At 68.3% G+C, this 16,568-nt stretch carries 19 protein-coding genes; 16 read left to right on the top strand and 3 right to left on the bottom strand.

Features of this window, described 5'->3' with window-relative positions:
• Positions 1 to 119: 119 nt before the first annotated feature.
• Positions 120 to 290: a hypothetical protein gene (locus tag ABIC35_RS11425; protein ID WP_183049304.1), complete on the top strand. Its 171-nt coding sequence runs from the start codon at positions 120 to 122 to the stop codon at positions 288 to 290.
• A gap of 3 nt (positions 291 to 293) precedes the next feature.
• Here ABIC35_RS11425 and murI read toward each other — a convergent pair whose 3' ends face one another.
• Positions 294 to 1,091, bottom strand: a complete 798-nt coding sequence (gene murI, locus ABIC35_RS11420; RefSeq protein WP_121079129.1) for a glutamate racemase — start codon at positions 1,089 to 1,091, stop codon at positions 294 to 296.
• A gap of 140 nt (positions 1,092 to 1,231) precedes the next feature.
• On the opposite strand from murI, the gene plsY reads away from it, so the two are divergent.
• Complete coding sequence (gene plsY / locus ABIC35_RS11415; protein ID WP_121073856.1) at positions 1,232 to 1,816, top strand: glycerol-3-phosphate 1-O-acyltransferase PlsY; 585 nt, start codon at positions 1,232 to 1,234, stop codon at positions 1,814 to 1,816.
• A complete protein-coding gene (dprA, locus tag ABIC35_RS11410) occupies positions 1,809 to 2,888 on the top strand; it encodes a DNA-processing protein DprA (protein ID WP_121073859.1) in 1,080 nt (359 codons plus the stop codon). Before plsY ends, dprA begins: the two co-directional genes overlap by 8 nt.
• A 4-nt stretch (positions 2,889 to 2,892) precedes the next feature.
• On the opposite strand, the gene ABIC35_RS11405 is transcribed toward dprA, so the two are convergent.
• Positions 2,893 to 4,278 (bottom strand): hypothetical protein, encoded by a 1,386-nt coding sequence (locus ABIC35_RS11405; protein ID WP_121073862.1) that lies wholly within the window; start codon positions 4,276 to 4,278, stop codon positions 2,893 to 2,895.
• Between the two features lie 189 nt (positions 4,279 to 4,467).
• On the opposite strand from ABIC35_RS11405, the gene ABIC35_RS11400 reads away from it, so the two are divergent.
• From ABIC35_RS11400 to ABIC35_RS11340, 13 genes are all read left to right on the top strand, one after another.
• Positions 4,468 to 5,076 (top strand): outer membrane protein, encoded by a 609-nt coding sequence (locus ABIC35_RS11400; protein ID WP_121073865.1) that lies wholly within the window; start codon positions 4,468 to 4,470, stop codon positions 5,074 to 5,076.
• A gap of 132 nt (positions 5,077 to 5,208) precedes the next feature.
• Complete coding sequence (gene yghU / locus ABIC35_RS11395) at positions 5,209 to 6,108, top strand: glutathione-dependent disulfide-bond oxidoreductase (RefSeq protein ID WP_121079131.1); 900 nt, start codon at positions 5,209 to 5,211, stop codon at positions 6,106 to 6,108.
• A gap of 121 nt (positions 6,109 to 6,229) precedes the next feature.
• Positions 6,230 to 8,827 carry a type I DNA topoisomerase gene (gene topA / locus ABIC35_RS11390; protein WP_121073868.1) on the top strand — a complete coding sequence of 866 codons (2,598 nt, stop codon included), beginning with the start codon at positions 6,230 to 6,232 and terminating at the stop codon, positions 8,825 to 8,827.
• 165 nt (positions 8,828 to 8,992) lie between these two features.
• Positions 8,993 to 9,757: an exonuclease domain-containing protein gene (locus ABIC35_RS11385; protein WP_121073871.1), complete on the top strand. Its 765-nt coding sequence runs from the start codon at positions 8,993 to 8,995 to the stop codon at positions 9,755 to 9,757.
• Between the two features lie 282 nt (positions 9,758 to 10,039).
• Positions 10,040 to 10,492, top strand: coding sequence for a YbgC/FadM family acyl-CoA thioesterase (locus ABIC35_RS11380; RefSeq protein WP_121073874.1), 453 nt, complete (start codon positions 10,040 to 10,042; stop codon positions 10,490 to 10,492).
• 6 nt (positions 10,493 to 10,498) lie between these two features.
• On the top strand, positions 10,499 to 11,185 hold the full coding sequence (tolQ, locus tag ABIC35_RS11375) for a protein TolQ (RefSeq protein WP_093298119.1): 687 nt from the start codon (positions 10,499 to 10,501) through the stop codon (positions 11,183 to 11,185).
• A 4-nt stretch (positions 11,186 to 11,189) separates the two neighbouring features.
• Positions 11,190 to 11,630: a protein TolR gene (gene tolR / locus ABIC35_RS11370; protein WP_121073877.1), complete on the top strand. Its 441-nt coding sequence runs from the start codon at positions 11,190 to 11,192 to the stop codon at positions 11,628 to 11,630.
• Between the two features lie 13 nt (positions 11,631 to 11,643).
• Entirely contained in the window at positions 11,644 to 12,576 is a 933-nt protein-coding gene (locus ABIC35_RS11365) for a cell envelope biogenesis protein TolA (RefSeq protein WP_121079133.1), read from the top strand.
• A 10-nt stretch (positions 12,577 to 12,586) separates the two neighbouring features.
• Positions 12,587 to 13,984: a Tol-Pal system beta propeller repeat protein TolB gene (tolB, locus tag ABIC35_RS11360; RefSeq protein WP_354278440.1), complete on the top strand. Its 1,398-nt coding sequence runs from the start codon at positions 12,587 to 12,589 to the stop codon at positions 13,982 to 13,984.
• A 65-nt stretch (positions 13,985 to 14,049) separates the two neighbouring features.
• Positions 14,050 to 14,562: a peptidoglycan-associated lipoprotein Pal gene (pal, locus tag ABIC35_RS11355; RefSeq protein WP_121073880.1), complete on the top strand. Its 513-nt coding sequence runs from the start codon at positions 14,050 to 14,052 to the stop codon at positions 14,560 to 14,562.
• A gap of 131 nt (positions 14,563 to 14,693) precedes the next feature.
• Positions 14,694 to 15,599, top strand: coding sequence for an SPFH domain-containing protein (locus ABIC35_RS11350; protein WP_121073884.1), 906 nt, complete (start codon positions 14,694 to 14,696; stop codon positions 15,597 to 15,599).
• A 9-nt stretch (positions 15,600 to 15,608) separates the two neighbouring features.
• Positions 15,609 to 15,827, top strand: coding sequence for a toxin-antitoxin system HicB family antitoxin (locus ABIC35_RS11345; protein WP_121073887.1), 219 nt, complete (start codon positions 15,609 to 15,611; stop codon positions 15,825 to 15,827).
• Positions 15,824 to 16,066 (top strand): hypothetical protein, encoded by a 243-nt coding sequence (locus ABIC35_RS11340; RefSeq protein ID WP_121073890.1) that lies wholly within the window; start codon positions 15,824 to 15,826, stop codon positions 16,064 to 16,066. Before ABIC35_RS11345 ends, ABIC35_RS11340 begins: the two co-directional genes overlap by 4 nt.
• A 3-nt stretch (positions 16,067 to 16,069) precedes the next feature.
• On the opposite strand, the gene ABIC35_RS11335 is transcribed toward ABIC35_RS11340, so the two are convergent.
• Complete coding sequence (locus ABIC35_RS11335; RefSeq protein WP_121073893.1) at positions 16,070 to 16,513, bottom strand: hypothetical protein; 444 nt, start codon at positions 16,511 to 16,513, stop codon at positions 16,070 to 16,072.
• Positions 16,514 to 16,568 lie beyond the last annotated feature (55 nt).

Genomic DNA, 16,568 nt, shown 5'->3' with positions numbered 1-16,568 from the left:
CAAGATCAGGGATCTGCAGCTTCGCTTGTGGTAAACAAAGGGTATCGCGGACGACTCGGGGCGCCAGCAGGTCCGCGGCTGAGAGACGCTGAGCTCCCGCCTGGCATGGAGAGCGGCCCATGGCGAAGAACGATATCGAATATTTTGAACGGCGTGCCCGGCAGGAGCGTGAGCGCGCGGGCAAGTGCGATGATAGCAGTGCGCGACGCGTCCACCAGGAAATGGCGGACCGCTACACCGCCAAGATCGCCGTGCGCGATCCGCAGGCAGTGCTCGGCGACTTCGCCTGAGCCCTACAGCGTCTCGATGCGGCTGAGCCCGTAGCGGGCCAGCGTCGGGGCTAGCGCATCTGCACGATGGTCGCGCGCGGTAAACACGGCGCGGCCGGGGGGAAGGTCGGCGGGCCAGCTTTGCTCGCGCGTGAGATAGGCGACTCGGCGCGCGATGCCGGGAGCGCCATCCACGAACTGCACGCCCGCCGGCGCTACCGCGCGCATCTCGGGCTCCAGCAGCGGGAAGTGCGTGCAGGCATTGACGATCACATCGATGCGGTCGCCACCGGGCTGGTGGAACAGGCCGTCGAGTTCGTTGGCGATGACCTCGGGCGCAATCGTCTCGCCTGCAAGCTTGGCCTCGGCCAGCTCGACGAGCGCCGCCGAGCCGTGGCGCAGCACCGCGCAGTCCCCCGCGAAGCGCGCGGCGAGATCGTCGACATAGGGTTGGCGTACCGTCGCCGCGGTGCCCAGCACGCCGATTGTCCGGGTGCGGCTGGTCTCTGCCGCGGGCTTGATCGCCGGCACGGTGCCGACGATCGGCAGGTCGAGCGCGGCGCGGACATGCTGGAGCGCGATCGTCGAGGCGGTGTTGCAGGCGATCACGATCAGCCGCGGATCATAGCGCTCCGCCAGCCGTCCAAGCAGCGCCGGCACCCGCGCGGCAATCTCCGCCTCGCTCTTGGTGCCGTAAGGAAAGCCCGCCGAATCGGCGACATAGACCAAAGGTGCCTGGGGCAGCAGCGCAGTGGTGGGGCCGAGCACCGACAAGCCGCCGACGCCAGAATCGAAGAAGAGTATGGGACGACGATCGGCCATGCCCCGGCCATGGCCGAGGCAGCACGCCAGCGTCAACATCGCGCCCGTCTGCACGCTGATGCAGATCATTGCGTTTGGGTAAGGGATGCGGCTACACGGAGGAACGAAAGGGGGCCGCATTGCCCACGGAAGTTCCATGGATGGCCCCGGCCGGGGCCTTGTTGCTCGGTTATCTGCTCGGTTCGATCCCATTCGGGGTGCTGCTTACGCGCGCCGCGGGGGCGGGAGACCTGCGCCAGATCGGATCGGGCAATATCGGCGCGACCAACGTGCTGCGTACCGGCCGCAAGGGTCTGGCGGCGGCGACGCTGCTGCTCGACATGGCCAAGGGCGCAGTGGCGGTGCTGCTCGCCGCGGCCTTCCTGCCCGGTACCGCCGCGCTGGCGGCAACGGCGGCGTTCATCGGCCATTGCTATCCCGTCTGGCTCAAGTTCCGCGGCGGCAAGGGCGTGGCGACGCTGATGGGCGTGGTGCTCGCGCTCTACTGGCCCTCCGGCCTCGTCTATGCCGCCGTGTGGCTCGGCCTGCTCGCGACGGTGCGGATCTCCTCGGTCTCGGGGATGGCGGCGGCGGTCAGCGCGCCGGTGAGCGCTGCCTTTTTCGGCCGGCTCGACCTGGTGCTGATGCTGCTCGCGCTGGCGCTGATCGTGCTGTGGAAGCACCGCGAGAATATCGATCGGCTGCTCAGCGGCGCCGAACCCAGGGTCGGCAGCAAGCGTGGCTGACGGGCGGGAGCCGCGGCTGAGGCTGCTGCGCTCCGCCAATGTCGGTCCCGTCACCTATGCCCAACTGATCGCCCGCTTCGGCGCGGCCGAGGCGGCGCTGGATGCGCTGCCGATGCTCGCCGCGCGCGGCGGCGGGCGGGCGCCGCAGATCGCCGATGCCGGCGCGGTGCGGCGCGAGATCGCCGCGGTCGAGCGGCTCGGCGCGCGCTATCTATTCCTCGACGATCCCGCTTATCCGCCGCTGCTCGCCGAGCTGGACAATGCGCCGCCCGCGCTGATCGTGCGCGGCAACATGACGCTGCTGGAGCGACCATGCGTCGCGATGGTCGGCGCGCGCAACGCCTCGGCTGCCGCATGCCGCTTCGCCCGCCAGCTCGCCATCGGGCTGGTCGAGCAGGGCGCCACGGTGGTCTCGGGTCTGGCGCGCGGCATCGACACCGCCGCGCACCAGGGGGCGCTCGCCGGCGGCACGGTGGGCGTGATCGCCAGCGGTATCGATATCGTCTTCCCGCCGGAGAATGCCGAGCTGCAGGAGCGGGTCGCGCGCCAGGGCCTGCTCGTCACCGAACAGCCGCCGGGTACCGAGCCGCTTGCGCGCTTCTTCCCCGCGCGCAACCGCATCATCGCCGGACTGTCGCTGGGTACTGTGGTGGTGGAAGCCGCGCCGCGCTCGGGCAGCCTGATCACTGCGCGGATTGCGGCGGAGGCGGGGCGCGAGGTGATGGCGGTGCCCGGCTCGCCGCTCGATCCGCGCGCGCAGGGGTGCAATCTGCTGATTCGCGAGGGTGCGATCCTGGTGCAGTCGGCCGACGACATCTGGGAACAGGTCCGGCCGATCGACTCGCGGGTGGTGCGGGCGCCGGGCGATCGCTTCGGCGCAGCGCCCCCGGAGGATGCGAGCGATGCCGATCGACGGCGCGTGGCGGGGCTGCTTGGCCCGGTGCCCGTCGGCGTCGACGAGCTGATCCGGCAGTCGGGCTGTGCGCCTGCAGTGGTGCAGACGGTGCTGCTCGAACTGGAGCTGGCGGGCCGGCTGGAGCGACACGCTGGCGCGCGGGTGTCGCTGCGCTAGCCGCTCAGCGCAGCCCGAAGGCCTGGAGATAATAAGCGCCGACGCCATCGCCGATCAGCAACTGGCCGGGCCCCAGCCGCCCGACCAGATACGCGGCGCCGACCAGCAGCGAGGCCAACACCGATATGGTCGCCAGGACCGCTGTCCAGCGCGGACCCGGCGCCGCTCCCCCGTGGCCGGCCACGATCAGCCCCGAAAAGGCGAGGAACTCGAACAGCGGGTAGAAATCGAGTCGGTAGCGGAAGTTCATGCTCACCGCGCACAGCATCAGCCCGGCGGGAATGGCGAGGCCGAGCGCCACGGCGATGCCTCGGACCCGGTCGACGCTCGCATGGCGAGCCCAGCCGAGGATCGCCAATGCGCCCAGCGTCAGCAGCAGCGGATCGGTCAGCAGGAAGCTGCTCGGCGGCAGCTCGGCCGCATCGATCCACTTCGCGCGCGTTGCCTCCAACAATAGCTGCCCATCGGCACCGCGCAGCACCCAGACCGGCGCGAAATAATAGATTAGTCCGAAGGGGACGCGGCGGAGATTGAACAGGCCCTGTTCGGCCATCCGCACCATGCGGTCCGGATACCATTCGTTATAGTTGTAGTGGTGGTAGTCGGCGAAGGTGAAGGGATTGCCCCAGCGCCCGATATTTACCCCGGCGGTCATCAGCCCCAGCAGCGCCAGCAGCAGCATCGGCAGAACGGCGGTGGCGAGCCAGCCGCGCAGATCCGCGCGGCTTCGCACCGCTTCGATTAGCAGCACGCCGCCGAACGCAGCGACCAGTCCGATGCCGAGCGAAACGCGGGTCAGCATCGCCAGCCCGGCGGCGAGGGCCATCACCAGCAACGCCTCGCGGCCGAGCCCGCGCAGCTGGGCATGGATTGCGGCGGCCACGAACAGGGCGCCCCACAGCGCCGCCCACAGGCACACCTCCTGGTAGAGGCTGAACCGCAGGAAGCAGGTCTGCGCGCCGGACAGCACCAGCACCACCACCATCGCCCGGTCCAGCCAGGCGGGGAGGGCGGGCAGTTCGCGCCGGATCAGCCGCAGCGTCCACAGCTTGGTGGCCACCATCCCCGCGAGTGCGATCAGGCACGATCCGATCGTGAAGTCGAGATACCGCCAGCCGGGAAACAGCGTCATCGGCAGGCGCAGCAGCGCCGGGAAGATCCCCCAATAGGCCATGACCTGGTCGCCGATGGTAAACCCCTCGCGGCCGACAAGCCGAGGATCAACGTCGAACCGCCCGCGGAGCAGATGGTCGAGCATCGAGTTGAAGGTGAGCTCGAGCGGATGCACCTCGCGCGGCACCAGCGCCAGCGCGTAGCAAGCGAGCACCGCCCCCAAGACGAACAGCAGCGGGCGAACCAGGTGGCGAAAGGAAAACGGGCCGGCGGGCATGCCACGGCTTTGCCGCGTCCGACCGCTGGCGGCAAGCGCACGTGGCGCGACGCTACGGCGCCGACGCATCTTCAACCTGTTGCATCTTTGTCACGGTTGCACCCCTTTTCCGCCGCGTCGCGGAAACCTTTTGCCGGTGGAGGGTTTCGGCGGAGGCAAAAACCCCTCCAATCCAAGGGAAGTATTCGTATGCGTTCAGCGTTCATCGTCGCCATCGCGGCACTCGGTTTCACCGCAACGGCCGCTCAGGCCCAGGACACCGCCACCAGCAGCAACGGCACCAGCTTCCGCGGCATCCGCATCGAAGCCAACGCCGGCGGCGACCGGTTCCAGTCGCAGGGCAACCATAACGACAAGTTCGGCTATGGCGGCACCATCGGCTTCGACGGCCAGATCGGCGATCGCATCGTGATCGGCGCCGAGGGCAGCTACTGGCGCGCCAATGAGTGGAACGAGAATTGCTCGGCCGCGAGCGGCGGCACCGTCTGCCACAAGTCGTTCGACGAATATGGCGCGGCCGTGCGCGCGGGCGTGCTCGCCACCCCGCAGCTGCTGATCTTCGCCAAGGGCGGCTATGTCAGCAACGAGCAGCGCAAGCGCCTCGATACGCCGACGGGCGGCTATTACGATCACTTCCGCACCGACGGCTACCAGGTCGGCGGCGGCGTCGAATATTCGTTCACCGGCGAAGAGACGCGCATGCCGGTCTATGCGAACGTCCAGTATGTCCGTTCGCAGTATAACGACCACACCGCGCGTCAGCGCGTGATGGCCGGCGTCGGCATCCGCTTCCGCTAATCGGCGCGAGCACTGCGGCAAGGGGCCGGGCGTGGCGATAAGCTGCGCCCGGCCCTTTGTCGTGCGTGGGTCTGGCAAGTCGCCGCTCGCGTCCTACATGCCGCCGGCAAGATCCTCCGAGGAGACATGAGCATGGCCGACGCCCCCGATCCCGCGAACAACCTTCCCGCCGGCTATGTCCCGCCCCAGGTGTGGGAATGGGCGCCGGGCAATGGTGGTCAGTTCGCCAACATCAACCGGCCCACCTCCGGTGCGACGCACGAGAAGGAACTGCCGGTCGGCAAGCACCCGATCCAGCTCTATTCGCTCGGCACGCCCAACGGGCAGAAGGTGACGATCCTGCTCGAGGAACTGCTCGCCGCGGGCCATGCCGGCGCCGAGTATGACGCGTGGAAGATCAACATCGGCGACGGTGACCAGTTCGGCAGCGGCTTCGTCGCGATCAACCCCAACTCGAAGATCCCGGCGATGGTCGACCATTCGATCAGCCCCGCGCTACCGATCTTCGAGAGCGGCGCGATGATGCTCCACCTTGCCGAGAAGTTCGGCGCGTTCCTGCCCACCGACACTGCCAAGCGCGCGCAGACGCTCAGCTGGCTGATGTGGCAGATGGGCTCGGCGCCGTTCCTGGGCGGCGGCTTCGGCCATTTCTTCGCCTATGCGCCGATCAAGATCCAGTACGCCATCGATCGCTATGCCATGGAGGCCAAGCGCCAGCTCCATGTGCTCGACACGCATCTGGCGAACAACCGCTACATGGTGGGCGACGAGTACACCATCGCCGACATGGCGATCTTCCCCTGGTACGGCGCGGTGCTCCGCGGCGAGACCTATGCAGGGGCCGACGTGTTCCTGAACGCCCAGGAATATCCGAACCTGCTGCGCTGGGCCGCCGAGACCGCCGAGCGCGAGCCGGTGCGCCGCGGGCGGCTGGTCAATCGCGGCACCGGGCCGGAGGATCAGCGCGTCCCAGAACGCCACGACGCCAAGGACATCGACGTGGTGCTGGAGCGGATGCGGGCCACCGCCTGATCGCACGCTAGCCCCTCCCGGTCGCGGGAGGGGCGTTAGCGCTTCGAACGAGCGGCTTGACGCGCCGCAGCGTCGCCCCCCACCTTACACGCGTACACGTAGGGATCGGTCTAACCACTTCATGCAGCTTGTCATCGTCGAGTCGCCCGCCAAGGCGAAAACCATCGAGAAGTATCTCGGCAAGGATTATCGCGTCCTCGCCAGCTATGGCCATGTCCGCGATCTGCCCGCCCGCGACGGGTCGGTGAACCCCGACGAATCGTTCGCGATGGAGTGGGAGACCTATGCGGATAAGTCGAAGCAGCTCAAGGCGATCGCCGACGAGGCGAAGAAGGCCGACCGCCTGATCCTCGCGACCGACCCTGACCGCGAAGGCGAGGCGATCAGCTGGCACGTGCAGGAAGTGCTGCGCAACAAGAAGGCGCTCCCCAAGGAAGTCGAGCGCGTCACCTTCAATGCGATCACCAAGCCCGCGATCCTTGAGGCGATGCAGCGCCCGCGCGAGCTCGATACCGATCTGATCGACGCGTACCGCGCCCGCCGCGCGCTGGACTATCTCGTCGGCTTCACGCTGTCGCCGGTGCTGTGGCGCAAGCTGCCCGGCGCCAAGTCGGCGGGCCGCGTCCAGTCGGTGGCGCTGCGGCTGATCGTCGGGCGCGAGCGCGAGATCGAAAGCTTCGTCGCGCAGGAATATTGGTCGGTCATCGCCGAGATGGAATCGGATGGCACGCCGTTCCAGGCCCGTCTCGTCAAGTGGAAGGGCGAGAAGCTCGACCGCCTGTCGATCGGCGACCAGGGCAGCGCAGAGGCGGCCAAGAAGGCGGTCGAGGAAGGCCGCTTCACCGTCGTCGCGGTCGAGACCAAGCCGGCGATGCGCAACCCGCCGCCGCCCTTCACGACGTCCACGCTGCAGCAGGAAGCCGCACGCAAGCTCGGCTTCTCGGCCAGCCACACGATGCGGATCGCGCAGGCGCTCTACGAGGACGGCGCGATCACGTACATGCGTACCGACGGCGTCCAGATGGACCCCTCGGCGATCCAGGCGGCGCGCAAGGCGGTGGCTGATCGCTACGACGGGTCGTACGTGCCCGACAAGCCGCGCCAGTATCAGACCAAGGCGAAGAACGCCCAGGAAGCGCACGAGGCAATCCGCCCGACGGATTTCGGCAAGGACCGCGCCGGCTCGGGCGACCATGCCAAGCTGTACGACCTGATCTGGAAGCGCGCGCTCGCCAGCCAGATGGCGTCGGCCCGCATGGAGCGGACCACCGTCGATCTCGCGGATGGCACCGGCCAGCACGGCCTGCGCGCCACCGGCCAGGTGGTGCTGTTCCCCGGCTATCTCGCGCTCTACGAAGAGGGCAAGGACGACGAGGGCGACGAGGACAGCCGCCGCCTGCCGCGCATGAGCGAGGGCGCCTCGCCGGCCAAGAAGGCGGTCAACGCCGAGCAGCACTTCACCCAGCCGCCGCCGCGCTTCTCCGAAGCCTCGCTGGTCAAGCGGCTGGAGGAGCTCGGCATCGGCCGGCCTTCGACCTATGCCTCGATCATCCAGGTGCTCAAGGACCGCGCCTATGTGCGGGTGGAGAAGAACCGCTTCTTCGCCGAGGAGAGCGGCCGCCTGCTGACCGCGTTCCTCGAACGCTTTTTCGAAAAGTATGTCTCGTTCGACTTCACCGCCGAGCTGGAGGAGGAGCTGGACGACGTGTCCGGCGGCCGTGCGGCGTGGCAGGCGGTGCTGGAGGCCTTCTGGCGCGACTTCAAGCCGCGCACCACCGAGGTGATGGAGCAGAAGCCCTCCGACATTACCGCGGCGCTCGACCAGTTCCTGGAGCCGTATCTGTTCCCCGCCAAGGCGGACGGCAGCGATCCGCGGCTGTGCCCGAATTGCGGCGTCGGCAAGCTGGCGCTGCGTGGCGGCCGGTTCGGTGCGTTCGTGGCGTGCTCCAACTATCCCGAGTGCAAGTACACGCGTCGCTTCGGCCAGCCGGGCGGCGAGGGGAGCGAGGACACGGGGCCGGAGGTGCTGGGCCAGGACCCCGAAACGGGGCTCAATGTCGAGCGCAAGTCGGGCCGGTTCGGGCCCTATATCCAGCTCGGTGAGGGCAAGGATGCGGCGCGGGCGTCGATCCCGAAGGACGTCGATCTCGATCTCGAATGGGCGCTCAAGCTGCTCAAGCTGCCGCGCACCATCGGCAACCATCCGGAGACGGGCAACCCGATCACCGCCTCGATCGGCCGCTATGGGCCCTATCTGGCGCATGACGGGAAATATGCGCGGCTGCAGTCGACCGCAGAGGTGTTCGAGACCGGCATGAACGCGGCGGTGGTCAAGCTGGCCGAGGCGGCGGCGGGCGGTGGTCGCCCGGCGCGCGGGGCGGCACGCGAGCCGCTCAAGGTGTTCGGCAAGCATCCGCGTACCGACGCCGAGATCAAGCTGATGGAAGGCCGCTACGGCGCCTATCTCACCGATGGCGAAACCAACGCGACCCTGCCCAAGACGATCGACAAGGACGCGCTGACCCTGGAGGAAGCCGCCCAGCTGATCGACGCCAAGGCGGCGCAGGGGCCTGCCAAGGGCAAGGCGAAGAAGAAGGCGCCGGCGAAGAAAGCAGCGGCCAAGAAGCCCGCGGCCAAGGCTGCGGCGGGCGAGAAGGCCACGGCGGCCAAGAAGCCTGCCGCCAAGAAGGCGCCGGCGAAGAAGAAGGCGGCGGAGTAACAACCGATCTTAAGCCCCTCCTCCTTGGAGGAGGGGTTGGGGGTGGAGGGATTCCAGAACCTCTGTTGGTCTCGGTGAGACACTGCCCCACCCCCAACCCCTCCCCTGAAGGGGAGGGGCTAGGATTTGCTGGCATTTCCCCCAGAAAACCCCCACATCGCGCGCATGGCTCCGCCACCACCTTCGATCATCCGCGTCATTGACCTTGAGACCACCGGCGACAAACCGCCCCTCCATGCCGTCTGCGAGATCGGCTGGCAGGACGTAGCGCTCGGCGCTGACGGCCGCTGGGAACTGCAGGGCGAGGGCGGCAACCGCCTCGTCAATCCCGGCCGCGGCATCCCGCCGCTGACCATGGCGATCCACCATATCCGCGACGAGGACGTGGCCGACGCGCCCTATTGGCACGACGTCGCGCGTCCCATCCTCGATCCTTGGCCGCGCCGCGTTGCGCTCGCCGCGCACCGCGCGAGCTTTGAGGAGCAGTTCTGCACGCCCGCGCTCACGCGCGGTGCGGACTGGATCTGTACCTGGAAATGCGCGCTGCGGCTGTGGCCGGACAGCCCGGGCTTCTCCAACCAGATGCTGCGCTACTGGCGCCGGCCCGAGGGGATGGAGCATGAACGCGGCTTGCCCGCGCACCGCGCCTTTCCGGATGCCTATGTCACCGCCTTCCACCTGCGCGACATGCTCAACCAGGCGAGCGTCGCGCAGCTGATCGAATGGTCCAGCCAGCCCGGCCTCTTGCCGCGCGTTCGCTACGGCCCCGATCGCGGCAAGGAGTGGAGCGAGATCTCCGAGGACTCGCTCGAGGGCTTCCTCACCGATCGCGACGAGGATGTGCGCTTCACCGCCGAGACCGAGCTTTCGCGCCGACGGGGCGGGGCCCCGGTCGGGCGCGGCGGCTCCACGCAGCGGCTGCTGTTCTAACGCCGCTTAAGCCCCTCCCCTCAGGCGCATCAGGTCGGCGCTGCCCCCGGCAGCGCCTGAACAGCGCGGGGCGCTGTTCACCTAATGCGGGGTTGGGGTGGGGCCGTGTCTCACCGAGACCAACCTCTGGTCTGGAATCCCTCCACCCCCAAACCCCTCCTCCCAGGAGGAGGGGCTTAAGTAGGCTACATCGCTCCGCCCTGAACCAGCCCCCCCCTCCTACGAAAGGATAACCCCCTTTGGGGTTCCTCTCCGGAGACGCCTCCGCTAGGAGGCCAATTCATGACCACCACCCCCGAAGCCCCGGCCGGTCGTATCGTCGACGGCACGCACCAGTTCGCGCTCCGCGTCTATTTCGAGGACACCGATTTCACGGGTGTCGTCTACCATGCCAATTATCTGCGCTACATGGAGCGCGCCCGGTCCGACCTGCTCGACTGCATGGGGATCGACCAGCGCGCCGTGTTCGAGGCGGGCGGGGGCGCCTATGCGGTCGCGGGGATCGACATTCGCTATCGTTCGCCGGCGAAACTTGGGGACACGCTGGTGGTTGTCAGCAGACTGACCCGATTGCGCGCCGCCGTCGTGGATATTCAGCAACGAGTCATGCGGGGCGAAACCATAGTCACCGAGGCGACCGTCGAGGTCGCCTTTGTCGGCCCGGGCGGTCGTCCGCGCCGCCAGCCGGCCGAGTGGCTTGCCGCGTTCGAACCGCTCGTGTGGAAGGAGAGTTAAGCGTCCATGCCGTCCGTCTCAACCGGTGCCGTCCTGTCGCCGATCCATCTGTTCCTGGAAGCCGACATCGTCGTGAAGCTGGTCATGATCGGCCTGCTGCTCGCCAGCCTGTGGACCTGGACGATCATCGTCGGCTTCGCGCTGAAGGTCAGCGGGCTGCGCAAGGAGATGCAGCGCTTCGAGACCGAATATCGCGAGGCCGATGACTTCGACGAATTCCACCGCCGCGCCGCCGGCCGCGACCAGCCAATCGCGCGGGTGTTCGCCGCCGGGGTCAGCGAATGGCGCCGCTCGACCGCGGGCAAGACGATCGACCGCGAAGGCACGCGCGAGCGCCTCGCCACCGCGATGGGGGCGACCGTCGCGATGGAGATCGACCGGCTGTCGGATCGCCTGAACTTCCTCGCCACGGTGGGCTCGGTCGCCCCGTTCGTAGGCCTGTTCGGCACCGTCTGGGGCATCATGCGCAGCTTCACCGGCATTGCCGCCGCGCAGAGCTCGTCGCTCGCCGTCGTGGCACCTGGCATTGCCGAGGCGCTGTTCGCCACCGCGATCGGCCTGTTCGCCGCCATCCCGGCGGTGATTGCGTACAACCGCTACAGCCATGCCGTGAACCGCGTCGAGGCGCGGCTCAATCGCTTCGCCGACGGCTTCCACGCGACGCTGAGCCGTCGCCTGGAGATGGAGGGCTAAGCCGATGGCCATGCACCTCCCCTCCGGCAAGGGCCGCGGCCGCCGCACGCCGATGGCCGAGATCAACGTCACCCCGCTGGTCGACGTGATGCTGGTGCTGCTGATCATCTTCATGGTCACCGCGCCGCTGCTGACCGCCGGCGTGCAGGTGAACCTGCCCGAGAGCCGCGCCAAGGCGCTGGACCAGGAGCAGAAGCCGGTCCAGATCTCCATCGACGACAAGGGCCAGGTGTTCCTCGACAACGACGCGGTGAGCGATGCCGAGCTGCCCGCCAGGCTGGAGGCGATCGCGGCGAAGAAGGGCCCTGACGGCAAGCCTGCAGCTATTTACCTGCGCGGCGATACTGCGCTCGGCTATGGCAAGGTGATGCGGGTGATGGGCGAGCTCAACCAGGCCGGCCTCAACAAGGTGTCGCTGCTCACCGAACCGAGCGACCAGCGCTGAAGTGAGCGAGACCATGGACCGTAGCGAGCGGATCGGGCTCGGCGTATCCATCGCGGCGCATGCCGCGGTGTTCGCCGCGCTCGCGCTCAGCTTCGCGAAGACGCCGCCGCAGGAGCCGCCCAAGGCGATTCCGATCGACATCTCGCTCGCCGACAAGGTGGGGCTGGAGAGCAGCGCGCCGGTGCCGAGCCAGGAAGAGCTAGCCGCGAAGAAGTCGCCGGTAGAGGCGCCGGTCGAGCCCGAGGCCGCGCCGCCGCCTTCCCCGGAACCGCAGCCGCAACCGAAGCCGCAACCCGCGCCGCCACAGCCGCAGCCGGCCCCGCAGCCCAAGCCGCAGCCGCCGCAGCCCAAGCCGGCACCGGCGGAGAAGCCGCAGCCCAAATCCAAGCCGGCGCCTGTCGAGAAGCCGCAGCCGGCCAAGCCTGCACAGCCCGCTAAGCCGGCAGCGCCATCCAAGGCCGCGCCTGTCAAGCCGAGCAACGCCCCGTCGCAGAGCGCCGCGACGGGCAGCGCACGCCGCCCGGTGAAGCCGACCGGCAACCTGGCGGGGCTCGATCTCGGCCGCTCGAACAACAAGACCGCCAGCACGTCGCTGCAGAACCCCGGCAGCAAGGCTTCGGCCGAAGACGTGGCGAGCTTCCGGGGCGTGATCGCCCGGCAGATCCAGCCCTGCGCCAACCGCCAGGTCACCCCCGGGCCCGGTGCCGAGCGTATCCGCGTGCTGCTGCGGGTGAACTTCAATCCGGATGGTTCGCTGGCGGGCGATCCGGACATTACCGGCGTACAGGGGAACGATGCGACCAATGGTCGGTATGTGGAGCGGGTGAAGGATCTGGCGATCGCCACCTTCAAGGGCTGCACGCCGATCCATGGGCTGCCCGCCAATCTCTACGCCGTGCCGAGCGGCTGGAAGAGCCTGGCGTTCAGCTACAAGCTGCCTGGATGAGGATGAAGCGATGAAACTGAAGATTGCGGCCCTTGCGACGGTCTGCCTCGCGGCCACCGCGCACGCCCAGACGACCCCGCCGCCGCCGATCGCCAACAGCCCCGAGGCGCAGGCCCAGGCCGTGCAGCCGGCGCAGCAGGGCGGCGCACAGCCGGTGATCGATATCGTCGGCGGCATCTCCGCGCCGATGCCGATCGCGATCCCCGCGATGCCGACCTCGGCCGTGGTCGATACGCCCGCCGGCTCGACCGACGTGTTGGGCCAGAAGCTCGCCGACATCATCACCAACGATCTGCGCGGCTCGGGGCTGTTCACGCCGGTGCCGCCGGCGCAGCTGCGCACCGTCGCCTTTCCGGAAGTGACCGCGCCTGCCTATGACTATTGGGGCGGTACCGGCGCGCAGTCGCTGGTGCAGGGCTATGTCCGCGCCAACTCGAACGGCACGCTGACGGTCGGCTGCTATCTGTACGACGTTTCGTCGAAGGTGGAGCTGATCCGCCAGGGCTTCGTCGTCTCGCCGGGCGAATGGCGCCGCGCGGGCCATAAGTGCGCCGACGCGATCTATGCGCGGCTCACCGGCGAGGGCCCCTATTTCGACACCCAGGTCGTCTATATCGCCGAAAGCGGTCCCAAGAACCGCCGCCGCAAGCAGCTCGCGATCATGGACCAGGACGGGGCGAACCACCGCTTCCTCACCAACGGCCAGTCGATCGTACTGACCCCGCGCCTGAGCCCCAAGCTCAACGCGATCCTCTATATGAGCTTCGAGCGCGATCGCCCTTCGATCCATATCTACGACCTGGGCTCGCGGCAGGACCGCACCCTGGTTGCCAACGTCGCGCTCAACTTCGCGCCGCACTGGTCGCCCGATGCGCGCTGGGTGGTGTTCTCGATGGCGGTCGGCGGCAATACCGACATCTACCGTGTGCCCGCCAGCGGCGGCACCCCGCAGCGGCTGACCACCTCGCCGGGCATTGACACCGGCGGCAGCTATTCGCCCGACGGCTCCAAGATCGTGTTCGAAAGCGATCGCGGCGGCACCCAGCAGCTCTACGTGATGAATGCGGACGGCTCCAACCAGCACCGTATCAGCTTCGGCGGCGGGCGCTATGCGGCGCCGGCGTGGAGCCCGCGCGGCGACCAGATCGCCTTCACCCGCATGGGCGGCGGCGCGTTCCGCATCGGCGTGATGAACCCCTCGGGCGGCGGCGAGCAGCTGCTCACCAACAGCTGGGGCGACGAGGGCCCGAGCTGGGCGCCCAATGGCCGCGTCATCATCTTCTTCCGATCTGCGCAAGGATCGGGCCGTCCGGACCTGTGGACGGTGGACCTCACCGGCCGCGCGACGCGAAAAGTGCCGACGCCGCTCGACGGCTCGGATCCAAATTGGGGCGCCGTGCGTCCCTGACACCGAGTAGAAACTCTAGCGTAACGAATGCGCGGCATGCGCGACACCCGTAAAAGGAGGATTTCATGACCAAGCTCGTCCCCAGCCTGATGCTCGGCGTTGCGCTCGTCGCCACCGCGGCCTGCTCGAAGAAGCCGCCGAAGGAGCTGCCGCCCGCGCCGACCGAGACCCCGGCGCCGAGCCAGCCCTATGGCAATGGCGAGACCACGCAGGCGACGCCGCTCTCCGAGCAGTTCCGCCGCGAAGTGACGAGCGACACGATCCACTTCGGCCTCGACCAGTATGACGTCGACCAGCAGTCGCGCACTATCCTCGACAGCCAGGCAAAGTGGCTGGTCGCGCACCCGAACGTGCGCATCACCCTGGAAGGGCACTGCGACGAGCGCGGCACCCGCGAATACAACCTCGCGCTGGGCGACCGTCGCGCCAACGCCGCGAAGAACTATCTCGCGGCGCAGGGCGTCTCGGCCGATCGCATCACCACGATCAGCTACGGCAAGGAGCGTCCGATCGCGATGGGTTCGGACGAAGCCGCCTGGGCGCAGAACCGCCGCGCGGTGACGCTCGTCCTGAACTGAGTTCTGGCCTAAACGCCGAAGATCGAGGCCGCCGGGGGACATGCTCCGGCGGCCTTTTTCGTGTCCGCCGAATCCGCTTGTCCGGCCCCCTGATTCGATATAAATATGATATCATAATTCAGGAGGGAAAAATGACGGACGTACGGAGCACCGCACCCGCATTGCGCCAGAGCGCCGAATCGGTGGCGCATACGACGAGCGGCTACGGCATGTTGTTGGTCGCGGTGGCGGCGCTGGCCTTGGGCGGGCTGGCCTTCACGCAGATCGATCGGCTGCCGGACTGGATGGTGGTCGCCTGGATCGTGCTCGCGGCGCTTGTCTTCCTCTTCGTGCTGTGCGGCTTCTACCTGCTCCAGCCCAACCAGGCGGCGGCGATCCTGCTGTTCGGCGACTATCGCGGCACCGATCGCACCACCGGCCTGCGCTGGTCCTGGCCCTGGCTGATCAAGACCAAGGTCTCGGTCCGCGCCAACAACATGATCTCGGACAAGATCAAGGTGAACGATCTGCGCGGCAACCCGATCGAGATGGCGGCGCAGGTGGTGTGGCGGGTGACCGACACCGCCCAGGCGCTGTTCGACGTCGACGACTACAAGGCGTTCGTGAACGTCCAGATCGAGGCGGCGGTGCGGACCATCGGCTCGCGCTATCCCTATGACGATTTCGAGCATCAGGAAGTCACCCTGCGCGGCAACCATGATCAGGTCGGCGGCGAGCTCCGCGCCGAGCTGATCGCGCGGCTGGCGGTGGCGGGCATCACCGTCGACGAATGCGGCTTCACCCATCTAGCCTATGCGCAGGAGATCGCCGGCGCTATGCTGCGGCGCCAGCAGGCCCAGGCGGTGGTCGCGGCGCGCAAGGCGCTGGTCGAAGGTGCGGTGGGCATGGTCGAGATGGCGCTCGACCAGCTTTCGGCCAAGAATGTCGTCGAGCTCGACGACGAGCGCCGCGCGGCGATGGTCTCCAACCTGATGGTGGTGCTGTGCGGCGAGCGCGACACCCAGCCGGTGGTGAATGCCGGTTCGCTCTATCAGTAAGGCCGTGGCGTGAGCGTCCCCCCGCAGAAAAAGGCCTTCCCGCTCCGCCTCGATCCCGCGCTCTACGCCGCGATCGAGCGGAGCGCGGCGACCGACCTGCGCAGCGTCAACGCGCAGGTGGAATGCCTGCTGCGCGAGGCACTGGCGCGGCGGGGGGTGAAGCTGGCGGATCCGGTGCGGCCCAAGCGCGGCCGCCCGCCCAGGCAGGTGGAAGGAGACGAGCAATGACCGAGGATTGCGTACGCCCGGGCTTCTGGTTCAAGCCCAAGGCATTCGGCTATGGCGCCACGCCGGTGACGTGGCAGGGCTGGCTGGTCGTGGCGCTGTTCGTGCTGCTGACGGGGCTGATCGTGCGCCTCGCGATGCCGCGGCACCCGCTGTTCCTCGCGCTGCTCGCGCCGCTCACGCTGGCGCTGATCTGGATCAGCTGGGCGAAGACCGACGGCGACTGGCGCTGGCGGTCCTGAGCGTTAGGCCGCGATGGCGAAGGGGGGTCCTTCGCCATCGTCATTCGCAGCCGGCCGCGCGGGGCGACGGGTACGCCGTGCGCGGGGCAGGCGACGGCTGAAGCGCGCCGCGATCCAGTGGCGCAGGCCCTGCACGCGCAGCGTGGTGAACACCGCCACGGCGGTCACCGCCACGTCAAGCAGCGTGCCGAGTTCGAGCATGCTGGCGCCGGCAACGATATCCGGCCCGAACATGCCCAGGAACAACCGGCTCTCGGCCTCCATCAGCCACAGGATAGCGGCGGCGCCGGCGAGCAACACCAGCACCAGCAGCATGTCGCCGCGCGACCAGCGGTTGCACCAGCGGGCAGGGGCTTCGACCAATAGCCGCCGCAGCGTCCGGCCGATCGGCGTCCCGTCCGCCACCAGCAAGGCAAACCAGAACAGCAGCAGCGTCACCTGGATCATCGTGAAGTCCCCCCGTCGATTGCGGTGAGTTGGGGATCGGCGGCGGGATTGCCAG

It is taken from the genome of Sphingomonas trueperi (assembly GCF_040545965.1).
Taxonomy (GTDB): domain Bacteria; phylum Pseudomonadota; class Alphaproteobacteria; order Sphingomonadales; family Sphingomonadaceae; genus Sphingomonas; species Sphingomonas trueperi_C.
This window is presented reverse-complemented; position numbering and strand designations above follow the sequence as displayed.

Bases quoted from the DNA above. Each gene is read 5' to 3' on its own strand.
- ABIC35_RS11425 (WP_183049304.1), top strand. From the start codon at position 120: ATGGCGAAGAACGATATCGAATATTTTGAACGGCGTGCCCGGCAGGAG.
- murI (WP_121079129.1), bottom strand. From the start codon at position 1,091: ATGGCCGATCGTCGTCCCATACTCTTCTTCGATTCTGGCGTCGGCGGC.
- plsY (WP_121073856.1), top strand. From the start codon at position 1,232: ATGGCCCCGGCCGGGGCCTTGTTGCTCGGTTATCTGCTCGGTTCGATC.
- ABIC35_RS11405 (WP_121073862.1), bottom strand. From the start codon at position 4,278: ATGCCCGCCGGCCCGTTTTCCTTTCGCCACCTGGTTCGCCCGCTGCTG.
- ABIC35_RS11400 (WP_121073865.1), top strand. From the start codon at position 4,468: ATGCGTTCAGCGTTCATCGTCGCCATCGCGGCACTCGGTTTCACCGCA.
- yghU (WP_121079131.1), top strand. From the start codon at position 5,209: ATGGCCGACGCCCCCGATCCCGCGAACAACCTTCCCGCCGGCTATGTC.
- topA (WP_121073868.1), top strand. From the start codon at position 6,230: ATGCAGCTTGTCATCGTCGAGTCGCCCGCCAAGGCGAAAACCATCGAG.
- ABIC35_RS11385 (WP_121073871.1), top strand. From the start codon at position 8,993: ATGGCTCCGCCACCACCTTCGATCATCCGCGTCATTGACCTTGAGACC.
- ABIC35_RS11380 (WP_121073874.1), top strand. From the start codon at position 10,040: ATGACCACCACCCCCGAAGCCCCGGCCGGTCGTATCGTCGACGGCACG.
- tolQ (WP_093298119.1), top strand. From the start codon at position 10,499: ATGCCGTCCGTCTCAACCGGTGCCGTCCTGTCGCCGATCCATCTGTTC.
- tolR (WP_121073877.1), top strand. From the start codon at position 11,190: ATGGCCATGCACCTCCCCTCCGGCAAGGGCCGCGGCCGCCGCACGCCG.
- ABIC35_RS11365 (WP_121079133.1), top strand. From the start codon at position 11,644: ATGGACCGTAGCGAGCGGATCGGGCTCGGCGTATCCATCGCGGCGCAT.
- tolB (WP_354278440.1), top strand. From the start codon at position 12,587: ATGAAACTGAAGATTGCGGCCCTTGCGACGGTCTGCCTCGCGGCCACC.
- pal (WP_121073880.1), top strand. From the start codon at position 14,050: ATGACCAAGCTCGTCCCCAGCCTGATGCTCGGCGTTGCGCTCGTCGCC.
- ABIC35_RS11350 (WP_121073884.1), top strand. From the start codon at position 14,694: ATGACGGACGTACGGAGCACCGCACCCGCATTGCGCCAGAGCGCCGAA.
- ABIC35_RS11340 (WP_121073890.1), top strand. From the start codon at position 15,824: ATGACCGAGGATTGCGTACGCCCGGGCTTCTGGTTCAAGCCCAAGGCA.
- ABIC35_RS11335 (WP_121073893.1), bottom strand. From the start codon at position 16,513: ATGATCCAGGTGACGCTGCTGCTGTTCTGGTTTGCCTTGCTGGTGGCG.